16 protein-coding genes and 6 pseudogenes are annotated in these 22,504 nt (G+C 62.9%); 5 read left to right on the top strand and 17 right to left on the bottom strand.

The annotated features are described in order from the left end of the window. Positions 1–2: 2 nt before the first annotated feature. The gene (locus H2O14_RS07445; RefSeq protein WP_182827141.1) at positions 3–710 is read right to left on the bottom strand and encodes a pyridoxamine 5'-phosphate oxidase family protein; all 708 of its coding nucleotides are present in this window, start codon (positions 708–710) and stop codon (positions 3–5) included. Between the two features lie 215 nt (positions 711–925). Between H2O14_RS07445 and H2O14_RS07440 the strand changes: the two genes are divergently transcribed. Next, positions 926–3,121, top strand: a complete 2,196-nt coding sequence (locus H2O14_RS07440) for an esterase-like activity of phytase family protein (RefSeq protein WP_182827140.1) — start codon at positions 926–928, stop codon at positions 3,119–3,121. Between the two features lie 105 nt (positions 3,122–3,226). On the opposite strand, the pseudogene H2O14_RS07435 reads toward H2O14_RS07440, so the two are convergent. The 5 genes and pseudogenes from H2O14_RS07435 to H2O14_RS07415 all read right to left on the bottom strand — a co-directional run bounded on the left by H2O14_RS07435 (position 3,227) and on the right by H2O14_RS07415 (position 8,169). Beyond that, a pseudogene (locus H2O14_RS07435) lies at positions 3,227–4,767 on the bottom strand (DHA2 family efflux MFS transporter permease subunit). Next, the gene (locus H2O14_RS07430) at positions 4,751–5,257 is read right to left on the bottom strand and encodes an isoprenylcysteine carboxyl methyltransferase family protein (RefSeq protein ID WP_182827139.1); all 507 of its coding nucleotides are present in this window, start codon (positions 5,255–5,257) and stop codon (positions 4,751–4,753) included. The pseudogene H2O14_RS07435 and the gene H2O14_RS07430 overlap by 17 nt, the downstream one beginning before the upstream one ends. After that, on the bottom strand, positions 5,254–6,306 hold the full coding sequence (locus H2O14_RS07425) for a type III polyketide synthase (protein WP_182827138.1): 1,053 nt from the start codon (positions 6,304–6,306) through the stop codon (positions 5,254–5,256). Before H2O14_RS07425 ends, H2O14_RS07430 begins: the two co-directional genes overlap by 4 nt. Before the next feature lie 260 nt (positions 6,307–6,566). Then, complete coding sequence (locus H2O14_RS07420) at positions 6,567–6,968, bottom strand: GFA family protein (protein ID WP_182827137.1); 402 nt, start codon at positions 6,966–6,968, stop codon at positions 6,567–6,569. A gap of 100 nt (positions 6,969–7,068) precedes the next feature. Further along, positions 7,069–8,169 (bottom strand): DUF2778 domain-containing protein, encoded by a 1,101-nt coding sequence (locus tag H2O14_RS07415; RefSeq protein WP_312858564.1) that lies wholly within the window; start codon positions 8,167–8,169, stop codon positions 7,069–7,071. A gap of 501 nt (positions 8,170–8,670) precedes the next feature. Between H2O14_RS07415 and H2O14_RS07410 the strand changes: the two genes are divergently transcribed. Then, entirely contained in the window at positions 8,671–8,886 is a 216-nt protein-coding gene (locus tag H2O14_RS07410) for a hypothetical protein (protein WP_182827135.1), read from the top strand. A 70-nt stretch (positions 8,887–8,956) separates the two neighbouring features. Continuing rightward, positions 8,957–9,490: a GNAT family N-acetyltransferase gene (locus H2O14_RS07405; RefSeq protein ID WP_182827134.1), complete on the top strand. Its 534-nt coding sequence runs from the start codon at positions 8,957–8,959 to the stop codon at positions 9,488–9,490. 11 nt (positions 9,491–9,501) lie between these two features. Here H2O14_RS07405 and H2O14_RS07400 read toward each other — a convergent pair whose 3' ends face one another. From H2O14_RS07400 to H2O14_RS07385, 4 genes are all read right to left on the bottom strand, one after another. Further along, complete coding sequence (locus H2O14_RS07400; RefSeq protein WP_182827133.1) at positions 9,502–9,903, bottom strand: DUF1398 family protein; 402 nt, start codon at positions 9,901–9,903, stop codon at positions 9,502–9,504. Positions 9,904–9,938: 35 nt separating this feature from the next. Continuing rightward, positions 9,939–10,385 carry a MarR family winged helix-turn-helix transcriptional regulator gene (locus tag H2O14_RS07395; RefSeq protein WP_182827132.1) on the bottom strand — a complete coding sequence of 149 codons (447 nt, stop codon included), beginning with the start codon at positions 10,383–10,385 and terminating at the stop codon, positions 9,939–9,941. 131 nt (positions 10,386–10,516) lie between these two features. Further along, entirely contained in the window at positions 10,517–11,002 is a 486-nt protein-coding gene (locus H2O14_RS07390) for a peroxiredoxin (RefSeq protein ID WP_182827131.1), read from the bottom strand. Between the two features lie 54 nt (positions 11,003–11,056). Continuing rightward, on the bottom strand, positions 11,057–11,875 hold the full coding sequence (locus H2O14_RS07385) for a protein-disulfide reductase DsbD domain-containing protein (protein WP_182827130.1): 819 nt from the start codon (positions 11,873–11,875) through the stop codon (positions 11,057–11,059). A gap of 105 nt (positions 11,876–11,980) precedes the next feature. Here H2O14_RS07385 and H2O14_RS07380 point away from each other — a divergent pair. Further along, positions 11,981–12,585: pseudogene (locus H2O14_RS07380) on the top strand (YqgE/AlgH family protein). Positions 12,586–12,833: 248 nt separating this feature from the next. Here the strand turns inward: H2O14_RS07380 and H2O14_RS07375 are convergent. The 5 genes and pseudogenes from H2O14_RS07375 to thrC form a co-directional block, all read right to left on the bottom strand. Continuing rightward, on the bottom strand, positions 12,834–13,283 hold the full coding sequence (locus H2O14_RS07375; protein ID WP_182827129.1) for a hypothetical protein: 450 nt from the start codon (positions 13,281–13,283) through the stop codon (positions 12,834–12,836). A gap of 51 nt (positions 13,284–13,334) precedes the next feature. Then, positions 13,335–16,198: pseudogene (locus H2O14_RS07370) on the bottom strand (EAL domain-containing protein). A 38-nt stretch (positions 16,199–16,236) separates the two neighbouring features. Further along, positions 16,237–16,847 (bottom strand): annotated as a pseudogene (locus tag H2O14_RS07365) (GNAT family N-acetyltransferase). 29 nt (positions 16,848–16,876) lie between these two features. Further along, positions 16,877–18,178 (bottom strand): pitrilysin family protein, encoded by a 1,302-nt coding sequence (locus H2O14_RS07360; protein ID WP_182827128.1) that lies wholly within the window; start codon positions 18,176–18,178, stop codon positions 16,877–16,879. Between the two features lie 23 nt (positions 18,179–18,201). Further along, positions 18,202–19,598 (bottom strand): annotated as a pseudogene (gene thrC, locus H2O14_RS07355) (threonine synthase). Between the two features lie 245 nt (positions 19,599–19,843). Between thrC and H2O14_RS07350 the strand changes: the two are divergent. Next, positions 19,844–20,434, top strand: coding sequence for a hypothetical protein (locus H2O14_RS07350; protein ID WP_210275424.1), 591 nt, complete (start codon positions 19,844–19,846; stop codon positions 20,432–20,434). 254 nt (positions 20,435–20,688) lie between these two features. Here the strand turns inward: H2O14_RS07350 and H2O14_RS07345 are convergent, their stop codons facing one another. Beyond that, positions 20,689–21,378, bottom strand: a complete 690-nt coding sequence (locus tag H2O14_RS07345; protein WP_182827126.1) for an HAD family phosphatase — start codon at positions 21,376–21,378, stop codon at positions 20,689–20,691. Between the two features lie 106 nt (positions 21,379–21,484). Beyond that, a pseudogene (locus H2O14_RS07340) lies at positions 21,485–22,488 on the bottom strand (NAD(P)H-quinone oxidoreductase). Positions 22,489–22,504 lie beyond the last annotated feature (16 nt).

The raw sequence follows: 22,504 nt of genomic DNA, 5'->3' as shown, positions 1-22,504 counted from the left end.
GGTCACGGGAGCCTCATCGGCCATGCGGGCCATCGATGCAGCCCGCACGGCGCGCATGAGTCAATACATGCGTTCTGGTAACCCTGCTCCAGCGCTTCGTCGAGCGCGCGCATCTCCTTGGCGTCCTCGGGCGCGCCGGTGGTGTCGTCCAGGATGATCTTGACCAGCGACGGCATGCTCGACCGGTCCTGGAAATGATCCGGATCCCACAGATGCGAACGCCTGAACGCCTTGGCGCAATGCATGAACACTTCGGTGACGGTCACCACGATGGCCACCTTGGGCGCCTTGTCCTGGATCGCCATGCCGGCAAGAAGATCGGGGTCGTCGACGACGATCGCCTGGCCGTTGATCCGCAGCGTATCGTCGAAGCCGGGAATGATGAACAACAAGCCGACCGTGGGATTGGCGACGATGTTGACCAGCGTGTCCAGACGGTTGTTGCCCGGCCGATCCGGGATCGCCAGCGTCCGTTCATCGAGGATCTGTACGAAACCGGCGGGATCGCCCCGCGGGCTCACATCCGCCCGCCCATCGGCGCTCTGCGTGCCGATGCAGAGAAACGGCGAGCGCCTGATGAACGCCTGGGCATGCTCGCTGAGCGAGGCGCGGCATTTTTGAATCGCCAGATCATGCGTCGGAGCAAACAGCTTTCGCAGTGACGCCTCGTCCGCGATGCGATGCTCCGGTTTTGGGGTATAGCCGTCCATGATCCTCTTCTCCCTCTTCCGCAATTTCTGATGTACGTAACTCACTTTCCATCTCGAAGCAATGTTCGGGGAGGCGACCTCCACGGACGATCGTCGCGCGACGGCCTTGATGTTCGTTTCGGACGACCGACGCCGCACGGCTCCCTCTGTCATCCGCGTGTCATGTCCATGCCGCATGTGACGGAACAGTATTCGATACAAGAGGGAGATATTTCATGGCCAACCGTTTGTCGCAGGCAGCCTTTCTGTCCCTGCTGCTCGCCTCCGTGGCGCAGGGCGCACTCGCCGAATCCGCCTTCAATCGCGTCGCCGCCTTCCCGGTCGCGTCCAACACGCCGGCCGACCAGGACGCCAAGGCCCAGACCTCGGCGGAAATTATCGCAGCGACCGAAGACGGCAAGACGCTCGTCTACACCTCCAGCCCGCTCAAGGCCGTGGGCATGATCGACATCACCGACGCCAAGGCGCCGAAGGCTTTGGGTTCGGTCATGCTCGACGGCGAACCGACCTCGGTCACCATTCTCGGCCAGACCGCGCTGGTCGCCGTCAACACCGGCGAGAGCAAGTCCAAGCCGGCCGGCAAGCTCGAAACCATCGACATGGCGGCCAAGAAGGTCACCTCGACCTGCGATCTCGGCGGCCAGCCCGATTCCATCGCGCTTTCCAAGGACAAATCCTTCCTCGCCATCGCCATCGAGAACGAGCGCGACGAAGACGTCAATGACGGCGCCTTGCCGCAGGCGCCCGCCGGCGATCTCGTGATCGTGCCGATCAAGGACGGAGCCGCCGATTGCGCCGGCCTCAAGCATGTCGCCATGACCGGCCTGGCCGCGATCGCGCCTGAGGATCCCGAGCCCGAATTCGTCGCCATCAACGACGCCGGCCAGATCGCCCTGACGCTGCAGGAAAACAACCACATCGTCATCGTCGACGGCAAGACCGGCTCGATCGTCAACCACTTCTCCGCCGGCTCGACCACGGTCGAAAACACCGACGCCAAGACCAATGGCAAGCTCGATTTCACCGGCAAGGTGGAAGACGTCAAGCGCGAGCCGGACGCCGTGAAGTGGCTGGACAATGACCGTCTCGTGGTCGCCAATGAAGGCGATTGGGAAGGCGGCAGCCGCAGCTTCACCATCTTCGACACCAAGGGCAAGGTGCTGTTCGACTCGGGCAATGCGCTCGAGCTCGAAGCCGCCCGCGTCGGCCACTATCCGGAAAAGCGCGCCGGCAAGAAAGGCGTCGAGCCGGAAGGCCTCGAAGTCGCCACCATCGACGGCGTCAAATACATCTTCGTGCTGGCCGAGCGCGCCTCGCTGGTCGCCGTCTACAGGGACACCGGCGCCGAGCCTGAATTCGTCCAGCTGCTGCCCTCGGGCATTTCGCCGGAAGGCGCAGTCGCCATTGCCGGCCGCAAGCTGCTCGCCACCGCCAATGAGCTCGACCTCGTCGAAGACGGCGGCGCGCGCAGCCATGTCATGCTCTATGAACTGCAGGACGGCAAGCCTGCCTATCCGCAGATCGTCTCCAAGGACAAGGACGGCGACGTGATCGGCTGGGGCGCGCTTTCGGGCCTCGCCGCCGTGCCGGAAAAGCCCGGCATGCTCTATGCGGTCAATGACAGCTTCTACGGCAACCAGCCGTCGATCTTCACCATCGACGCGACCAAGAGCCCGGCCGAGATCGTCGACCGCATGGTGGTCAAGCGCAATGGCGACAACGCCCAGAAGCTCGACATCGAAGGCATCGCGGTGGATGAAGAAGGCTGGTTCTGGCTGGCCTCCGAAGGCAACAGCGACAAGCTGCTGCCGCATGCGCTCTATCACGTCAACAAGAAGGGCGAGATCAAGGACGAGATCGCGCTGCCGGCGGAACTGACCGCCAACGAGACCCGCTTCGGCTTCGAAGGCGTCGCCATCTCCGGCAAGGGCGACGACACCGTGCTCTGGATGGCCGTGCAGCGCCCCTGGAAGGACGACGACAAGGCCCACGTCAAGCTCGTCTCCTACAAGCCTTCGAGCAAAGAATGGGGCGCGGTGCGCTACCCGCTCGACAAGGCCGAAGACGGCTGGGTCGGCCTGTCGGAACTCACCTTCCATGACGGCTTCGCCTATATCGTCGAACGCGACAACCAGATCGGCGACAAGGCCAAGATCAAGAAGCTTTATCGCGTCTCGCTCGACCAGCTGAAGCCTGCCAAGCTCGGCGGCGAACTGCCGGTGGTCGCCAAGGAAGAAGTCCACGACTTCCTGCCCGACCTCAAGACCGCCAACGGCTATGTGCTTGACAAGCTCGAAGGTTTCGCCTTCGACGCCTCGGGCAAGCCCTTCGCGGTGACCGACAATGACGGCGTCGACGACTCCTCGGGCGAGACGATGTTCTGGGCCGTGCAGATGAAGGCCGGCATGTAACACGGGGCGTCTTTGGTCATACAGAGGCGGTCGAAGGCGGGAGCGGGGGCGCTCCCGCCTTTTTGATGGCTCCGCCCGGCGAGGCGGCCCGGCCGAGCGGCTCAACTACTCGGACGGCGCCACGCGCCTGGCGAACGGCACACAGATGATCGCGCAGGCTGTCAACGCGGCAACCACCATCCAGGCTTCGTTAAGGGCCTGCACGGTCGCGGCGGTCTGCAGCAGCGGCTCCAGCATCTCCATCGCAGCACTGTCGACTGCGCCTTTGTTGGCCGCCATGACATCGAGCGGTATGCCGATGAAGTTTGCCGTATCCGTGTCTCCGGCTTTCAGCTTCTCGAGCAGCGCTTCACCGAGGGGTTCGGAGCGGGTGTAGATGATCGTATCGATCATTGCGATGCCGATGGCGCCGCCCAGATTGCGCATCAGATTGAAAAGACCACTGGCGTCAGGAACCTTGGACGGCGCCAGCGTTCCCAACGCCAGTCGTGTCGGCGGCAGCAGGCAGAACATGATGGCGACGCCGCGCACGATCTGCGGCCAGAACATCGCGTCATAGTCGGACCGCGGATCCTGGAAGGCGCTCATGGCGATGCCGACCGCAAACATCGAGAAACCGATCGTGGACAGCAGCCGCGCGTCGAGGCGTTTTTCCAGCGCCACCGCAATCGGCGCAGTCACCAACTGCGCGACGCCGGTGACCAGCATGGTTGCGCCGATCTCCAGCGCATTGTGGCCCCGGACGAATGCGAGGAAAACCGGCATCAGATAAACCGAGCCGAACAGTCCGATCCCCAGAACGAAACTCAGGACGGAACCGATCAGGAAATTGCGATCACGAAAATTTCGGAGCTCCACCAGCGGAGGCGCGCACAGCAGAGTCTTCCAGACAAAGGCTGCGCCGCAGAATGCCGACAGGCAAAAAGACCGGTGATCGGAAGCGATGTCCATCCGTTGGTGGGGGCCTCTTTAAGGGCCAATTCGAGGCAAGCAAGGCTTACCGCCATCAGAAGCAGAGAAACGATGTCAAGCTGGCGAAGTTCGCCGAAGTCGAGCTTTTCACGAGGGAGCGAGACCACCGCGATCACGGCTGCGACAACGCCGGGAATGACATTGATCAGAAAAAGCCAATGCCACGAGTAAGTCTCCGTCAACCAACCACCCACGATCGGCCCAACGGTGGGGGCAAGGACGGCGAGAACGCCGGCGATCGTCGTAGCGATGGCCTGCCGCTCCTTCGGGAACAACACGAAAACGGCCGAAAACACGGATGGGATCAAGGTTCCGCCTGAAAAACCCTGCAGCACCCGCCAAGACACCAGTTCGGTGAAGCTTCCGCTTACGGCGCAGCCGGCCGACGCTATGACGAAAACCGTCAGTGAGATGACGAACAGCCACCGCATGGTCAGAAAACGGGTCAGAAAGCCGGTGAGGGGTATCGCCACCACTTCGGCGATGAGATAGGCCGTCTGAATCCAGCTCATCTGGTCGGGACCGATGTCGAGCGCCGACTGGATGGTTGGAAGCGAGGTCGCGACCACCTGAACATCCAGGATCGCCATGAACATCCCGACGCACATCGCCATGAACCCTGTCCAGATCAGCAGGGGCGAGGTCGTCTGCTGAAAGTCAGGGCTGCTGTGCATGTGATGATCCCGACAGGGCTGCGTTTTCCGCCCTGATGCGTATCGTGAGGACGAGCGCGTTGACGAGCGTGAAGACCAGCGCATAAATCGGCATGTCAAAGCAGAGTGGAAGAACTGCGATCTCGCCGATCACCACGACGTAATTCGGATGGCGCAAGAAACGGTAGGGACCCGTCGTGACCAGCGTCTCGCCGGGCACAACGATGATCCGCGTCGTCCAGCGCCGTCCGAGCGTAGACAGTGTCCAGAACCGCAAAACCTGAAGGCCTGCGAAAACGACCACCCAGCCCGTCTCGAGCGGGGCGTTCCAGGCAAAGAGCCACAGTCCAATCAGCCAAGCGGCATGCAACGATACGATCGTCGAATAGTGCGCAGCCCCAACCTCGCGCCCGCCTTTTGCGAGAAGGGCTCGGGTGTTGCGTCGTGCGAGCACGAGTTCTCCCAGCCGTTCCAGCGTCACCGCGGTCAAGAGCAGAATGGACCAGATCATGCCGCCGCCTTCAGCGACACGCCGCTGAGTGTGAAACCCGGACCCATCGCGGTGAGCATGGTGCGGTTTGGAAGGCCGGACGCAATCAGGCGATCCAGAACGAACAGGGCTGTCGGCGAGGACATGTTGCCGTAATCGGACAGGACGTCACGCTCATGATTGAGGCTTCCCTGACCCAGTTGCAGCGCCGATTCCAGCGCGTCGATGACCTTCGCGCCGCCGGGATGGCAGGCAAATCGATCGACGTCGCCGGATGTCAGGCCTGATCGTCCCAGGATGGTCGACATGGCCGGCGCGATATTGTCGGCGGCGAACGGCGGAATGGCCCGATCAAAAATCACGCCGAGCCCCTCGGGGTCTACGCTCCAGCCCATGATGTCCAAAGTGTTGGGCCAGGTATGCTGGCCGCTCATCTCCACTTCGGCAATACCGCCGTCAGTCGCGCGCAATACGCAGGCTGCAGCTCCGTCGCCAAACAGCGCGGTGGCGACGATATTCGCTTTTGTCAGCTTGTCGATGCGGAAAGCCAGCGTGCAGGTCTCGACGGCCACCAGCAGAACCACCGTTCCCGGGCGCGATGCGGCGAGCCGGCTTGCGATCGAGAAGCCGGAAACCCCGCCCGCGCAGCCGAGACCGAACACAGGAACGCGTTCGGCATCGGCGCGAAATCCGATTGTCGCGCTGATCTGTGCTTCGAGGCTCGGCGTCGCGATACCGGTTGACGTTACAGTAACGATCGTATCGACATCTGCCGCCGACAGGCCTGCATCCTGCAAGGCCTTTTCCGCGGCGGAAACGAAGAGAGCGCCTGCTCCGTCGATGAAAGCCTCGTTTCTGTCCGGCCAGCCCGGCGTTTTGAAATACCAGTCGAGAGGGCGGACCGCATATCGTCTGCGTATTCCCGAGCTCTCGAACACTTTCGCGAGGCGGTCGAAGTCAGCATATCTGGAGGAGAACGCCCGATGGGCGGCATATGCGACGTCTTGTTGAGCGATGGCGTACGGAGGGACCGCGGTCCCTATGGAAACAAGCTTCACGGACTGAGACATGAAAATTCCTGCTAAGGCTTCAGGGCATGGGCCTGCTGCGCAAAAGCGGGTCCGACACAGGAACGTATTGTTTCGACAAAAGTTTCGCGAGGCGACGAGTTGAATTAGAGCTTCCTAAAGATGACGCTTTCAGTTTTTGCGGACTGCGCGAAGGAAAATCATTCGTTCACGCGCCCGACTTTTCGCATAAAATCCAGGACTGCACAGAAACGGATGTCGGTGTCTGCGAAAGCGTGGCAAGCGATGGTCGCTCAAGACATCTAAAACCACAAATCCCGCACGCATTTGCCCTGCGAGGGCAGATCGTCCCAACTGTCCAGCCCGTCGAAATGATCGATCGCCAGATCGGCGACCTCTTCCGGCGGCGCGAGCCTGACATTCACCGCGATTCGCCTGCGACCGTCGGCTTGAAGTCTGAGACCTCGCCAGCTCACCACGCAGGCGCAAGATGGGCAGAACAGGATTTCGAGGCTGGGTTCAGTGCGGTCCACGCGCGTGTAGGACGCCGTCTCGCCGGTGACGGCGATGCGTTCGCCCTCGTAGTCATAGGCCCAGAGTGCGCCGTAACGGCGGCAGAGCGTGCAGTTGCAGGCGGTGATCGAGCCGGGGTCGCCTCTCAGCCTGAAGCCGGCTTTTCCGCAATGACAGGATCCGATCAGCATGGGTCGTTTTCGCCTCCAGTCGGACGTCGCTTGCCCGCGTCCGACGGAGGATAAAGCCCATCGCCGAGATTTGTCGAGTGTGAGCGGCCACCCCGAGCGCTTACGCCCCCGCCTTGCGGTAAAGCGCCGCCAGCTGGTTGCGCGACGACGGCAGTTCCGGCACAACCACCATCATGTTGATCTGGCCGCGCTTGAAGGCGCGCAGGAACGGTTCGTAATTCCTGAAAGCGACGCAGCCATGCGAGCCGATCTGGCCGCGCAGCAGATTGGTGTGGGTGAGAAGCCCGGTGCGGTTCTTCGGATGGCGGCCGTCGATCGAGGTCATGCGGATGGCTTCGACGCCATAGAAGCGCTGTTCGCGCATCGACAGGCGATAGATGCCGGCGGGCGTCGGGCCGTTCATCTTCACATGTTCGAAGCGCGGATTGTCGCGCATGCGGCCGATGCCGGAATGGGCGCGCAGCTTGGTACCGTCGGGCATGTAGACGGTGGCGTTGGAGACGTCGTAGATCGCCACCTTGGTGTTCTTGCCCGGCCAGCCGCGTTCGGCCGCGCCGCCGCCGAAGAGATCGCTGAACAGCGAGCGCTTGGGTTTTTCGCGCGCGCTGTCCTGCCGGTCGTCGCGTGTTCTGGGTGCGGTGGGCTTGTCCTCGGCAGGCTTGCGCTCGATCGAGGCTGTCTCGATCAGAGGCTTGGTTTCCGGCAGCGGAACTTCGCGGGGCAGCGCCGTCTCCTCGTCCATCCCGGGCTTCGCCAGCACCAGGTTGAAGGGCTGCGTGTCGGTTTTCGTCGTATCTTCCAGCATCGCCGCCGCCATGGAGGGCGTCTCGGTCGTCGCCGCCGCGAGCGCGGTCGCCTTGGCTTTTTCCGCCGCCGCGATCCTGGCCTGTTCGGCCTTCTTCTTCTGCTCGGCGAGCGCGAGCTGAGTGTCGATCTGGCGCTGATGGGCGAGCCGGTCGGCGGCGGACGCCATCTGCGTCTGGTCGAGCGGCAGGCCGGCGAATGCCGACAGGCTCGAAAATTTGGCGATCTTCACCCGGCGTTCGCCGGCCGATGCCTCGGCTGCGGCGACCTGAACCGGGCGAGGGGATGGAAGAAACGTGTTCGGTCCTTCGGCCAATGTCCGGCGCGCATCGTGCATGGCGCCGACCATGGACGCCACTCCCCAGACCGACCCGGCCACCAGGCCGCCCAACACCACGACGCTCGCCGCGAGCAGGAGGACAGGGCTTCGATCGGACTTTGCCGCGGAACGCGCGGACTTACTCACAGACGCCATGGCTACACTTACCCGAAACTCGTGACCCGACGCGACGACGAAGCCGCCCTCGACGGGTCGTTACACACTTCGGGACGCACGGAGCCTGTGCCGCCGCGACCCGACCGAACCGGGTCAGAATGAACAATTATGGTAAGCAAACTCTAAACGTCGCCTCGATCTGATTGGGAATGTGCGGAATGGCGGTCGAAAGCGACCGGCGAGGCCTGCATGTCACGGGAATGCGGCGTGGGAATGGCTAAGAAAGCGTTTCGCTCTTGCGAGCCGCGCAGCGGGCAGGGGGCGCGACCCGGCGCGCGGGAAGACAAGACGAGGACGTCGTCGCCCCTGCGGCAATCCGCCCTGCGGCGCCGCGTCTTCTCCGTTAAGCTCCATCTGTCAATTATCAACTCCTGCAAGCTCTAACAACACAAGGAGAGAGAGATGACGACGCTGGTGTACAACATCCCGGTTTTCGGCTGGGCGCTGCGCGAAGCTATGCGCGGGCCGGCGGCGACGAAACTTTTGTTCATCGTCAATCTCATCGCCTGCTGGCTGCTGGCCATCCTGGCCTTCGGTTACCCCGCCATCATCATCCCGGCGCTCGCCGCCGTGCCGTCGATGTTCGTGGCGCTGATCCTGATCACCTGGGACAGGTGACGTCGTCTCGGGGCTTGCGACAGGCGCTCTGTAGGCCATAATGGGTCTATTCCTCGACGCGTGAGCCCACATGACCCGTCTTCACACCTCGCGCATGATGCTGTCGCCCTCAGAGCCGCAGGATCGGGATGATTTCATCGCGTTGGAGCGCGATCCCGAGGTGATGCGCTTTCTCAATGGCGGGCGTGATCTCGATCCCGAACGTGTCGATCCGGACGCCGATTATCTGATGCCACGCGGAACGGAGCCCCATGTCTGGACCGGGCGGATGGCCGCGGACGGCGCATTCGTCGGCTGGTTCTGCCTGTGGCCGGACGATGAAAGGCGGGCGGAGCTCGGTTATCGGCTGCGGCGCGACGCCTGGGGCCGGGGGCTCGCTTCGGAAGGAGCGGTCGCACTTGTCGATTGGGGCTTTCGGGAGGCTGGATACGACACGATCACGGCCTCGACCATGGCGGTCAATCACGCGTCGCGCCGGGTGATGGAAAAGATCGGCCTTCGACACGCCCGAACGGAACATCCGCGCTGGCCTCATCCGATCCCCGGCGCCGAGCAGGGCGAGGTCTGGTATGAGGCGACCCGCGCATCCTGGCGCAGGCCCTGATCCGGAAGGGCCTATTGCGGGAAATGCTCCACATGCATGTCGCCCGAGCGGCCGAAATAAACGACCCGGCGCCCGATGATCGAGGCGAGGTAGAAGGCGCAGCCGGCGGCCTTGGCTTTTTCGCTGAAGGCCAGATAGCTGTAATCGGCGCCCCCTGCCTGCGCCCAGCGGATCAGTTGCGCCATCGCCGTCGTGTCGAATGCGGCGGCGACGGCGCAGGCGCCGGCATGAAGATCGAGCGATACCTTGCCGCCGTCCGGGGTATAGAAAGTCTGGCGACCGGCGCGATAATCGACCAGATAGGCTTCGAAGCCGGCCCCGGCCAAGGCGCCGATGATCTCGGGAAAACTCATCGCGCCGGTTTCGGCGCCTTTCAGGCAGGTTTCGGCGATAGCGATGCGGTCCGCATGCATGGCGGCGTCCTTTTCATGGATGTTGGAGGAGGCGGTCAGACGGTCGGCGGCGCCGTGAGGCCGCGCCGTTGCGCGAGCGCCTTGAGAAGTGCGAGAAGCGTGGCCTGTTCGTCATCGGACAGCACGCTGAAAAACGCGGCGTCGTTGTGGTCGGCCAGGGCCGCCAGTCGCGGCGTCTTCGCTCGTCCCGTCGCCGTCAGCGACAGGCTGTGGGCGCGGCGATCGTCGGGATTGTCGAGGCGCGCAACCAGATCCTTCGCCAGCAGCCTCTCTGCAAGCTTGCTGATGGCGCCTTTGGTCATGCCCATGGCGTCCGCAAGCGCGGAGGGAGAGAGCCTATCGTGGTCGTAGAGCGTGCGCAAAAGGCACCACTCCGCCACCGTCACATCCTCGCTCTGCAGCGCCTGGGCAAAACCGTGGGACACCGCGTTGGACGACATGCGCAGCCAGTAACCGGTGTGATCCGTCAATGTCGACACCATGCCGCAGCCCTCATTTGTTGACTAGGAAACTATCGTGAATAAGTTTCCTTGTCAACTACAATCTTGGAGCAGTGGCCGAGGCATCGATGATTGGGGCGGCGCCAACGCGGGCGAAGGCGCCGCGCCGGATATCAGAGCTGGCCGAGCAGCGTTTCCGCGCCCGAGGTGTCGGCCGTGCCGGGAGTGGCTTCGACATTGAGCTGCGTCACCACGCCTTCTTTCACCAGCATGGAATAGCGCTTGGAGCGCAAGCCAAGGCCGCCGCCGGAGAGGTCTATGTCGAGACCCACGGCCTTGGCGAAATCGCCGTTGCCGTCGGCGAAGAAGCGGATCTTGCCGTCGCCGCCGGAGCTCTTCGCCCAGGTTCCCATCACATAGTGGTCGTTGACGGACACGACGGCGATCTCGTCGACGCCCTTGGAGAGGATTTCGTCGCGCTTGTCGAGAAAGCCCGGCAGATGGTTGAGCGAGCAGGTGGGGGTAAAGGCGCCGGGCACGGCGAAGATGACCACCGTGCGCCCCGCGGCGAACTCGGCGCTGTCGATGTCGGCTGCGCCGTCGGCGGTCTTTTCCTTGAGCTTGACGGAGGGGATCTTGTCTCCGATGGCGATGGTCATGGGCGTCTCTCCATTGTTATGCGGGATTCTTTCGCGCGCCACTATAGGGCGCTCTCACTCGGCCGCAAGCGTGGTTTCCATCGCCCGCGATCCCGATTTGATCAGGATCGTCACATCCGCCGGGCCGCTCTCCGGTCGCCGCGTCACAGGCAGGTCGAGCACGCCTTCCCTGGGGCCGGTGGGGGTAAACTGAGCCGGTCCGAACGCCAGTCCGGCCGAAGGCGAGAGCGCGACCTCGGGCGTAGCGCCGGACGGCAGACGAAGCGTCAGTTGCAGGCTCTTTCCGTCGTCGCTCATCCGGCTCGCATGGATGCCGAAGTCGTCGGACGGCGTTTCCGGCAGCGCCGAACGCGCCGTGGCGAGGGCCATGAATTCGTCGCTTTCCGGGCGCGCCTCGGGACTGAGCGCGAGGTCGAACTCGGCCTGGAAGGGCAGGCAGATCTCCTTGCACAGTCCGATCATCACCGCTGCCTTCAGTCGAGCGGGCGCGGCGGGCTTCGCGCTGGTCAATTCCAGCATGACGCCGACGGCTTTGTAATAGCCGTAGAACCGCCCGCCTTCGTCCTGGCCGATCTCGGGCGCGGGAAAGCGGGTTGAGGAGAGCGTCACATTGTCGGATCCCCGGATGTCCACCAACGGTGGCAGTCCCGCTTCGCCCGGATGCCGCCAATAGGTTTTCCAGCCCGGCGCGGGCTCGATCTGCAGCGCCGCATCATAGCCGCCATGCTGATTGGGCAGCGCCACCAGCCGCATGCGGCCGCCGTCCGATTCAGCCCATCGGCTCGCAGCGGCATGCGCCGCAGGCGCGGCCAGGGCCGCGATCGCCAGGGCGCCGAGCGCCGCCTTCAAACCCGTCATACTCTGCTTTTTCATCACGCCGTCCGCACAAATGATCGTTCTTGAGCGATTACGAAAAAAACCGATGGAACGCATCTTCGACCTTTTAATTTCACCATGAATTGATAGGCTGGGATCATGGTGGATATTAAGACGCTCAAGAGCAAAGGCGAACGCGGTTTTCTTGACGGTCACTTCCTGATCGCCATGCCGGGAATGGCCGACGCGAATTTCGCCCGCGCCGTCGTCTATATCTGCGCCCATTCCGATCAGGGCGCCATGGGATCGTCATCAACCAGCCGCAGCAGATGACCTTCGTCGACATTCTCCTGCATCTCAAGGTGATCGGCGACGAAGACGCCATCGTCCTGCCGGATGCGGCCCGCAGCATGCCCATCCAGCGCGGAGGACCGGTCGAAACCGGCCGCGGATTCGTGCTGCACAGCGACGATTATCTGACCCAATCCTCGATCCCCGTCAGCGACGAGATCTGCCTCACCGCAACCGTCGACATCATCCGCGCCATGTCGCGCGGCAAAGGCCCGGCCAAGGCGGCGCTGATGCTGGGCTATGCCGGATGGGGCGCCGGCCAGATCGAAACCGAAATCGCTAACAATGGCTGGCTGACCTGCCCGGCGGACGAAACCCTGATCTTCGACCGCATGCTCGACGGCAAATACAATCGCGCTTTGGCGCTGATGGGCGTCAATCCGGCCATGCTGTCGATGGAAGCGGGCCATGGGTGAGGGGCGCTGACCTGGGGGCTGGGCGGACGACGACATCTTGACATTCCAGTCGACCAAAACAATCTTAGTGTCACGGAGCGCTGAACTGGCTGAGATAGCCTCCCCCGCCCGAAAGGGTCTACGCGCAAAGCGGGATATGAAAGTGGTTGCCAGACGCTGACAACGGTCCTTCGGGGCCTTTTTCTGTTATTTGGGTGGGAAGCGTGGCTTTTCTCCGCGCAGGATTTTAGCAACTGCCACCGTGAACTTCATTTCGCCCGTATCGCAATTTTATCCTGTCTCGTCCATTCGTAGGCGCTGACGAAAAATAATTCCAGTCGCCCGCCTCCCGCACGCCGCAATGTAAAAAACACCGGGTAAACTTTGCCGTCGTCTGTCGTTATGCGCACAAGGTTACCTTGCCTGGTCCAACATATTCGGCGCTGGGGCAGTTCGAGAATGATCGAAGGTAATCGCTTGCTCAGTTCATAGCGTGTCGGCGAGAAAGATCGCTGTTCATGTGAAGAGGCATGACCTGTCGTCATGACGCTGGAATGTTTGGTCGCATCGAACGTTTCTGTAAAGCAATGATCGTGAAACCGAACGCTGACAGTGGCTTCGGTATCGCCGCCCTTCGGCAGGACGGTGAATTCGAATGGTTCAAGATGCGATAAGTCTATCGCGAAGCCATTGATGTCGAGCGGAAGCCAGTACGCCATCCCCAACTTTAAGGTGATGGATTTGCCGAATGCAAGCTTAATTGCTCAACATTACCCCTTCCGCGTCAGCGGAAAGCGCTCTCTCAAAAGCCGCGACACCGCATCGGCGCCGATCGGCGGGCCGAAGTGGAAGCTCTGGCCGTAATGGCAGCCCATCTGTCCGAGCTTGATGGCGTCTTCCTCGCTCTCGATGCCTTCGGCCACCAGCGTCATGCCCAGTTCTACGCCCATGGAGACGATGGAGCGCAGAAGCACGTCGCGCTTGTCGCTCTGGTCGCGCACCAGCGCCTGATCGATCTTGATCGTATCGAAAGGAAAGCGGGTGATGTAGCCCAGCGAGGAGAAGCCGGCGCCGAAATCGTCGAGCGACAAGCCGATGCCGGAATCGCGGATCTTTTCGAGCACGAGGCGCGATTGCTCCGGATTTTCCATCACCACGGTTTCGGTCAGTTCCAGCTTCAGCCGTTTCGGCGGGCAGCCGGCGCGGTTGAGCGCGCGTCTGATGTCGTCGGTCAGAGCGCTGTTGATCAACTGGGCGCTGGAGAGATTGACCGAGACGAAATAGGGCACGTCGCCGGTTTGCGCCAACCAGCCCGAGAGGTCGCTCGTGGCGCGCTCGATGGCGAACTGGCCGAGATCGCTTATGAAATTGGCGTTTTCGGCCAGCGGAATGAATTCGCCGGGCGGGACATTGCCCCGCTTGGGATGGTCCCAACGCATCAGCGCCTCGAAGCCGACGATTTCGGCGTCCACCAGCCGCACGATGGGCTGATAGACCATCGAGAGCTCCTTGCGTTCGATGGCGCGGCGCAGGTCGCTTTCGAGTTGCAAGCGATCGGATACCGCCATGCGGAAGGCGGGCTGGAACGGCTCGACGCGGTCGCCGCCGGATTTCTTGGCGCGATACATCGCCAGCTCCGCGTCGTTGAGCAGGCCTTCGGCGGAGATGGACGGATCGGTCCAGGAGGCGACCCCGATCGAGGCGGTCAGGATGATCTCCTGATTGGCGAAATTGATCGGCGCCGACACCGCCTTCACCACCGCGTCGGCGAAATCGGCGATGCGCTTGGGATCGCTTTCCGAGACCAGCACGATGCCGAATTCATCGCCCGCCAGACGCCCCAGCGTATCCTGCGGCTTGAGCAGCCGCCTGAGACGGCGGGTCAGCGCGATCAGGATATTGTCGCCGGCGGCGATGCCGAGGGAATCGTTGACCTGTTTGTAGCGGTCGATGTCGATGGTCAGCACCGTCGGCATCAGCTTTTCTTCCTGACCGGTCAGCGCCAGGATCGATTGCAGGCGATCAAGGAACAGCTGTCGGTTCGGCAGGCCGGTGAGATTGTCGTTGAGCGCGTCCGACAACAGGCGGTCGACGATGTTCTTCTGTTCCGTCACGTCCTGCACCACGCCGACGCAACGCGCGATTTCGCCGTTTCCAGCCAGCACCGGCCGCGCCTTGATCGACAGCCAGTGATACTGGCCGTCCTCGGCGCGAAGGCGGAAATCATGGCAGAGCCGGCCCTTCTTCTGGGCGAGCAGGATATCGAGCGTGGCGCGGAAACGGTCGCGGTCGTCGGGATGCAGCCGCGGCAGCCAGTTGCGCGCCGGCCCATGCAGGGCGCCGGGCGTCGCCCCCAGCCGAAGCGCGATATCGGGAATGGTGGTCACGCGGTCGCGGCTGACATCCCAGTCCCAGATCGTCTCGCCGGAGCCGGTCAGCGCCAGCGACTGGCGTTCGAGATCGGAGAACAGGCCCTGCTGATAGGCGCCGCCGGCAAAGGCGTGCTGGATCACGGTGAAGCCGATCAGCAGCACGATCAGCACCAGGCCGAAGGCCAGGGCCGGCTGCACGATGTCGTTGTCGAGCTGTCCCGTCACCGCCAGCCAGCCGCCGAAGAGCCAGGCGATGATGGTCAGCCAGGAGGGGATCAGCAAAATGGCGCGATCATAGCGTCGGAAGCCGAGGAAGACGATCAGCGCCACGCCGACGACCGCCGTCAGGCCGAAGGACAGGCGCGCAATGCCCGAGGCGATCGATGGATCATAGATCGCCACTCCGAACAGCGTGCCGAGACCGAGAACCCAGGCGAGCGTCGCATAAGCGAGATTGGCGTGCCAGCGACTGAGATTGAGATAGGTGAACAGGAAGATCACCAGTCCCGACGCCAGCGCCACCTCTGCGCCCGCCCTCCATATGCGTTCGTCGAGCGTGTTGTCGCCGAACAACTGTTCGAGAAAGCCGAAATCGACGCAGACATAACCGAGCACCGCCCAGGCGAGCGCGGCGGTCGCCGGCAGCATCGAGGTGCCCTTGATCACGAAGAGATTGGTGAGAAACACGGCCAGAAGGCCGGCGATGCCCAGCACGATGCCGCGATAGAGCGTAAACGCGTTGACCGTGTCCTTATAGGCCTCCGGCTCCCAGAGATAGAGCTGCGGCAGCTGCGGCGAGGTGATCTCGGCCACGAAGGTGATGACGGCGCCCGGGTTGAGCGTGATCGCGAACACGTCGGCGTCGTTGGACGGCACGCGATCGAGCGCGAAGCCTTCCGACGGCGTGATCGACAGGATGCGGTCGGACCCGAGGTCGGGCCAGAACACATGTGAATTGACCAGCCGGTAATGGGGCGCGACGATCAGTCGTTCGAGCTGTTCGTCCGACACATTGGCGAGCGCAAACACCGCCCAGTCGCCGTTGTGGCCGGGGAGGAGGCGCGCACCTCGATGCGGCGGACGATGCCGTCGGTGCCGGCGGCGGTCGACACCTGGAAGGCCTCGCCCTGGTTGGCGTAGATTTCGGCGATCTTGGTGAGATCGAGCGCCTTGTCCTCGCGGGAAATCTTCACCGGCTCCAGCGCCAGCGCCGACAGGGTCGTGACCGCGAGCGCCATGAGCGTCAGCAGGCAAAACAACATCGCCCGGCCGCCGGCAACCGGCTTTCCAATCAGAAGGTTCAAATGCCTAACGCCCCGTACCTGTTGTTTTTATTGGGGACGAGCGCGTAGAGAAGGTGGTCACGCCATTCGCCCCGAATTTTCAAATACGACTTCATATAGCCTTCGCGCTCAAATCCGGCTTTTTCAAGTAGGCGGATGGAGCGATCATTGTCTGGAATACAGGCTGCCTCGATGCGGTGCAAGTTCATGCGAATGAAGATATAGCTGATGACCGGGCCGATCGCCTGGCTCATATGGCCTTTGCCCGCATGTTTCTCGCCCATCCAGTAGCCGATCATGCAGCTTTGAGAGGCGCCTCGGCGGATATGGCCGATGGTGACGCCGCCCAGCAATTCTTCGGTGTCGCGGTGGAAAAGCAGGAGCGGCACGGCCACGCCGGAGGCGAATTCCTGGTTGGCGCGGATCACCCGTGTCCGGAACGATCCTTCCGTCAGCGCGTCCGGGTCCCAGGCCGGCTCCCATTTCTCGAGAAAGGCCCGGCTTTCGCTGCGCAATTTGCGCCAGGCCTTGTAGTCGCTGTTGCGCGGAAGCCGTAGGTAGTGGTCGGGACCGGAAATCTCCTCCCCGAGCCCTGCCGCGACAAGAAGCCGAACACTGATCTTGCCATGCGACGCGCGCTCCGGAAGCAGCCCGCCGCTATTCGGCGGCGGACTTGTGTTCCGGAGCCCGTGAGCTGCCGAGCGCCTGCAGGATGTCTTCCATCGGCGCGAGTTGCTCCACCGGACCGATGGCGGACAGGGTGGGCGTGGTGTCGAAGAACAGCCGGCCGGCGAGATCGGTCAGGCGATCCGTGGTGATGTCGTTCAGCCGCTGCATCAGTTCTTCGTTCGGGATCGGCCGACCATAGAGCATGATCTGTCGGGCGATCTGGCCGGCGCGCGCGGCAGGGCTTTCCTGGCCCATCAGCAGTTGGGCGCGGATCTGGGCGCGCGCGCGATCGATTTCGTCCTGATTGATCTTCTCGGAGGCGCGACGCAGCTCCTCGATCACCACCGGCATCAGTTCGGGCAGGTTCTCGCCGCCGGTCGCGGCGTGCACGCCGAAAATGCCGGTGTCCGAAAAACCCCAATGGAAGGCGTAGATCGAGTAGCACAGGCCGCGATGTTCGCGCACTTCCTGGAAAAGGCGCGACGACATGCCGCCGCCCAGCACATTGGCGAGGATCTGCGAACAGTAGAAATCGCGGGCGTGATAGGCCTTGCCTTCGAAGCCGAACAGTACCTGCGCGTCCATGAGGTCGCGATCTTCGCGGATGTCGCCGCCGATATAGCGGGCGGGATCCATGATGATCGGCGCCGACGGCGTCGTCGGCAGCGACGAGAAGCGGCGCGCCACCTGCTCGACGAATTCGTCGTGCTTGATCGCGCCGGCGCCGACGACGAACATGCGGTCGGCGACATAATTGCGGGAAAGATAGCGGCGGATCTGGTCCGGCGTAAACGTCATCACCGTTTCGGACGTGCCGAGGATCGGTCGGCCGATCGTCTGCCCGAAATAGGCGCGCTCGGAAAACTTGTCGAAGATCACGTCGTCGGGCGTGTCGTTGGCCGCGCCGATTTCCTGCAGGATGACGTTCTTCTCGCGCTCGAGTTCTTCCTCCTCGAAAGCCGATTCCGTCAGGATGTCGGCGAGGATGTCGACCGCCAGCGGCACGTCGTTCTTCAGCACGCGCGCGTAATAGGATGTGGATTCGGTGGATGTCGCGGCGTTCACTTCGCCGCCCACATTCTCGATCTCCTCGGCGATCTGGCGCGCCGTCCGGCGCGCCGTGCCCTTGAAGGCCATGTGTTCGAGAAGATGGGCGATGCCGTGTTCATCGGCGGCTTCGTTACGCGAACCCGACTTCACCCACACGCCGAGAGCAGCGCTCTCCAGATGCGGCATATCCTCGGTAACGACAGTCAATCCCGAAGGAAGTCTGGTGGACTCAACTTTCATGACCAATATTCAAGTCGCCTCGGTCAGGACCTGATCCGGGCATGTTTGGCGATGAAATTCTCCACCGTCTCGATGTCCGCATTAAGCACTTCGAAGCGCTCCTCCCTTTGCATCAGACCTGCAAGCCACGATGGCAGCGCGGGATTAATACCGCAAGCGGTTTCGACCGCCAAGGGGAATTTTGCCGGATGCGCGGTGGCCAGAGTCACCATCGGAGCGTTGGATTTCTCGTGTTTCGCCGCCACATGCACGCCGATCGCGGTATGGGGATCGAGCAGATAGCCGGTTTCCGAAAGATGATTTTTGATTGTTTCGGCCACCTGTTTTTCGGTGGCGCGGCCGGCCTTGAAGTCCTTGCGGATGAAGGCGAGCGCCTCGGCTTCGATCTCGAAGGCGCCGGATTGCTTGAGGTTGTCCATGGCGCGGCGAACCTTTTCGGGCTTGCGGCCATAGGCCTCGAACAGCAGTCGCTCGAAGTTGGAAGAGATCTGGATGTCCATCGACGGCGAGGTGGTCGCCTTCACGCCCTTCATCTCGTAGCGGCCCGTCTTCAGCGTGCGGGCGAGGATGTCGTTGTCGTTGGTGGCGATCACGAGCTTGCCCACCGGCAGGCCCATGCGCTTGGCGGCGTAGCCCGCGAAGATGTCGCCGAAATTGCCGGTCGGCACCGTGAACGAGATCTTGCGGTCCGGTCCGCCGAGCGCGACGGCGCTGGTGAAGTAATAGACGATCTGGGCCATGATGCGGGCCCAGTTGATCGAATTGACGCCGGCCAGCGCCATGGAATCGCGGAACTTGATGTCGTTGAACATCGCCTTGACGAGATTCTGGCAGTCGTCGAAATCGCCCTGCACGGCGATGGCGTAGACATTGGCGTGCGAGGTGGTGGTCATCTGGCGCTGCTGCACCGGCGAGACCTTGCCATGCGGGAAGAGAATGAAGATGTCGGTGCGGTCGCGGCCGCCGAAGGCGTCGATCGCCGCGCCGCCGGTGTCGCCCGACGTCGCGCCGACGATGGTGGCGCGTTCGCCGCGGGCGGCCAGCGCATGATCCATCAGACGCCCCAGCAACTGCATCGCCACGTCCTTGAAGGCGAGCGTCGTGCCGTGGAACAGTTCGAGGATGAAGGCGTTGGCGCCCGACTGCACCAGCGGCGTCACCGCCGGATGCTTGAAGGTCGCATAGGCCTCGTCGATCATGCGCTTGAGATCGGCGTCGTCGATCTCGCCGCCGACGAACGGAGCCAGCACCTTGAAAGCGATATCCTGATAAGAGAGGCCGCGCCAGGAGCGGATCTCCTTCTTGGAGAAACGCGGCCATTCCTCGGGAATGTAGAGGCCGCCGTCACGCGCCAGGCCCGTCAACAGGGCGTCCGAGAAACCGAGCTTGGGGCTTCGCCCCGGGTGGAAATATAGCGCACGTGCTGCCTCTCCTGATGTCGCTTGAGCCGGGTGAAACCTATCAGCGCGGGGCCCGCGCGATTGTCCATTTTGCGTCCGGAAAGCCCCGGAAAATGGCTGAATCTTTATTCCGGCCAATCGATTTTTTGTTTGGGCGCTGGTATAGACCACATCGCCGGGCCATGAAAAGGTCCGAAAGAGAAAGAAAACAGTGGTGAATCGTCCGCCTCGCGCGGCGTGGTCACATCAGGGTGGGGCGTAGCACGTGTCTCGGAGACTTCTCGGACTTATCTCTTCCTTCGCCGCTCTCGCGGCTCTGGCGAGCTGCACGGCTCCGTCCTATCCCGACAGCAATCGCGGCTTCAAGCAGGTCGTGAAAGCCGAGCCCGCGCCGGCCAACGCTACGCAGAACCCAGTGGTCGTGCAGGGGCAGTGCCCGCAGATCTATCTGCGCGAAGGCACGGCCGTGTTCCGCCAGTATCAGGGCGGCGTCAAGAAGGGCGCTGACGGCACGGCCGATCCGAGCAAGCTGGTGTTCCAGGCGACGCTCGAGCGCACCACGCGCCAGTGCTTCCAGACCGATCAGGGCCTCAAGATGACGGTCGTCGTCCAGGGCCGCATCATTCCCGGTCCGGCCGGCAAGGCGGGAACCTATACGCTGCCGATCCGCGTGGCCGCCACCGACGGCGACGCCACACTCTATTCGGAGCTGACCAAGTTCCCGGTCACCGTGCCCGACAATCTCGGCGCCACCCAATTCCTGTTCACCAAGGAAGATGTGATCCTGAGCCAGGGCGCTACCGGCCTAACCCGCTTGTTCGCAGGCATCGACGAAGGTCCGTATAACACGAAGTGAGATTTGGGGGTGGCGACTTTGGTCGCCCTGCGCTTTGACACATGACATGTCGCGGCTTGCCCCTCATCCGGCTGCCGCCACCTTCTCTCCGTAGAACGGGGAGAAGGGCGATTGCGGCAATGTCGCCGCTCCATCCGCCTTCGCCCCGCATTGCGGGAAAGGTCCCGGCAGCCGGATGAGGGGCGGCGCACGCCTGTCAACTCAAAAGAGGACCGCAATAGCCAAACGAGCGGCGACAGACGCCGCCCTCGATATCACGCCAGTTCCGACCAGCTCTTCAGCGCATCCACCATCTGCGGCAGTTCCGTCATGCGGCTGATCACCGTCTCGGCGCCGGCGTCGGTCAGCCGGTCGGCATGGGTGGGATAGGTGTGCGAGCCGCCGGTGAAGCCGATCACCCGCATGCCGGCGGCGCGCGCCGCATGCACGCCATGCACCGAATCCTCGATCACCAGGCAGCGCGCCGGATCGGCGTTGAACTGCTTGGCGCCATGCAGATAGATATCGGGCTTCGGCTTGGTGCGGTCGGGGCCGAGATCCTTGGCCGAATAGACATGGCCCTCGAAATAGGGCTTCAACCCGACCTTGGTCAGCATCATGTCGAGCCGCTTGGACGAGGAATTCGAGCAGATGCAACGCTGCTCGGTCAGCCGCGACAGCGCCGTGCGCACGCCGTCGATCATCTTGACGCGGATCGACAGCGCGCGGTCGAGCAGCGCTTCCGACTTGTCGATCAGCGCGGCCGACAACGGCAATTCCGCCTCCTTCTCGACGGTCAACAGAATGTTCTTCCAGTCCAGGCCGGCAAACCGGATGCACATCTCCTCGGCGGTGATCTCGAAGCCGTTGTCGCGCAGCAGCTTGGACTCGACTTCCGCCGCGATGATTTCGGAATCGACGAGCACGCCGTCGCAGTCAAACAGGATGAGGTCGAAGCCGGACATTTGGGGTCTCTGTGTTGGATCGGGATAGGCTCCGCCTACATGATTGGCCTCTGTCAGGCAATGCGTGGCCGCGCATGGCTGCCTTGTAGGGTCATTCGCTGCCCAATCACATCTTCAGCATGATCTTGCCGATATGGGCGCTCGACTCCATCAGCCGATGCGCCTCCACGACCCGGGCGAAGTCGAAGACCTCATGGATCACGGGCGCGGCCTTGCCGGCTTCGAGCAGCGGCCAGACGCGGGCCTGCAACTGATCGCGAATCTCCGCTTTTTCCGCCGCCGTGCGCGGACGCATGGTCGAACCCATCACCCGCAGGCGCTTGATCATGATCGGGCTCAGATTGGCCTTCTCCGCCACTGCGCCGCCGAGAAAGGCGATGATCGAAAGGCGGCCGTCCTTGGCGAGGCATTGCAGGTTCTTGTCGAAATAGGCTGCGCCGATCATGTCGAGGATCACGTCGACGCCGGCCTTGCCGGTCTCCTCGCGGATGACCTCGGCGAAGTCTTCGCTTTTGTAGTTGATGGCCCTGATGGCGCCGAGCTTCACGCAGGCCTCGGCCTTGTCTTCCGATCCCACCGTTACGAAGACCTTGGCGCCGAGCGCGGAGGCGAGTTGGATCGCGGTGGTGCCGATGCCGGAAGAGCCGCCATGGATGAGCGCGCTTTCGCCCGCTTTCAAGCCTGCCATCACGAACAGGTTCGCCCAGACGGTGAAAAAGGTCTCCGGCAGCGCCGCGGCGCGGATCGCGTCATAGCCTTGCGGCCAGGCCAGCGCCTGCGTTGCCGGTACGGCGCAATACTGCGCATAGCCGCCGCCATTGGCGAGCGCGGTCACCTTATTGCCGACGGAGTAGTCGCTGACGCCGGGGCCGATTGCCGCCACCTCGCCGGCGACTTCCAGTCCCAGCACCGGGCTTGCTCCCGGAGGAGGCGGATAGGTTCCCTGCCGCTGGGCGACATCCGGACGGTTGACCCCGGCGGCTTCGACGCGGATCAAGATCTCGCCGTCGCGCAGCTGGGGCAGGGGCCTTCGGCGATCGTCATGGCCTCGGGCGCGCCGGGCGCGGGCAGGTCGACATAGCGCATGGAGGCGGGCAGGGAAGCGGTCATCGGCGTTCTCCGTGTT

It is taken from the genome of Rhizobium sp. G21, assembly GCF_014158035.1.
Lineage (GTDB): Bacteria > Pseudomonadota > Alphaproteobacteria > Rhizobiales > Rhizobiaceae > Rhizobium_E.
Note: the sequence above shows the minus strand (reverse complement) of the source record. Positions and strands in the feature narration are given on the sequence as shown.

Excerpts from the sequence above, each read along its gene's own strand:
- H2O14_RS07405 (WP_182827134.1), top strand. The coding sequence starts at position 8,957 with ATGACCCGTCTTCACACCTCGCGCATGATGCTGTCGCCCTCAGAGCCG.
- H2O14_RS07360 (WP_182827128.1), bottom strand. The coding sequence starts at position 18,178 with ATGAAAGTTGAGTCCACCAGACTTCCTTCGGGATTGACTGTCGTTACC.
- H2O14_RS07375 (WP_182827129.1), bottom strand. The coding sequence starts at position 13,283 with ATGGCGTACTGGCTTCCGCTCGACATCAATGGCTTCGCGATAGACTTA.
- H2O14_RS07445 (WP_182827141.1), bottom strand. The coding sequence starts at position 710 with ATGGACGGCTATACCCCAAAACCGGAGCATCGCATCGCGGACGAGGCG.
- H2O14_RS07400 (WP_182827133.1), bottom strand. The coding sequence starts at position 9,903 with ATGCATGCGGACCGCATCGCTATCGCCGAAACCTGCCTGAAAGGCGCC.
- H2O14_RS07425 (WP_182827138.1), bottom strand. The coding sequence starts at position 6,306 with ATGTCTCAGTCCGTGAAGCTTGTTTCCATAGGGACCGCGGTCCCTCCG.
- H2O14_RS07440 (WP_182827140.1), top strand. The coding sequence starts at position 926 with ATGGCCAACCGTTTGTCGCAGGCAGCCTTTCTGTCCCTGCTGCTCGCC.
- H2O14_RS07390 (WP_182827131.1), bottom strand. The coding sequence starts at position 11,002 with ATGACCATCGCCATCGGAGACAAGATCCCCTCCGTCAAGCTCAAGGAA.
- H2O14_RS07345 (WP_182827126.1), bottom strand. The coding sequence starts at position 21,378 with ATGTCCGGCTTCGACCTCATCCTGTTTGACTGCGACGGCGTGCTCGTC.
- H2O14_RS07420 (WP_182827137.1), bottom strand. The coding sequence starts at position 6,968 with ATGCTGATCGGATCCTGTCATTGCGGAAAAGCCGGCTTCAGGCTGAGA.
- H2O14_RS07410 (WP_182827135.1), top strand. The coding sequence starts at position 8,671 with ATGACGACGCTGGTGTACAACATCCCGGTTTTCGGCTGGGCGCTGCGC.
- H2O14_RS07395 (WP_182827132.1), bottom strand. The coding sequence starts at position 10,385 with ATGGTGTCGACATTGACGGATCACACCGGTTACTGGCTGCGCATGTCG.
- H2O14_RS07430 (WP_182827139.1), bottom strand. The coding sequence starts at position 5,257 with ATGATCTGGTCCATTCTGCTCTTGACCGCGGTGACGCTGGAACGGCTG.
- H2O14_RS07385 (WP_182827130.1), bottom strand. The coding sequence starts at position 11,875 with ATGAAAAAGCAGAGTATGACGGGTTTGAAGGCGGCGCTCGGCGCCCTG.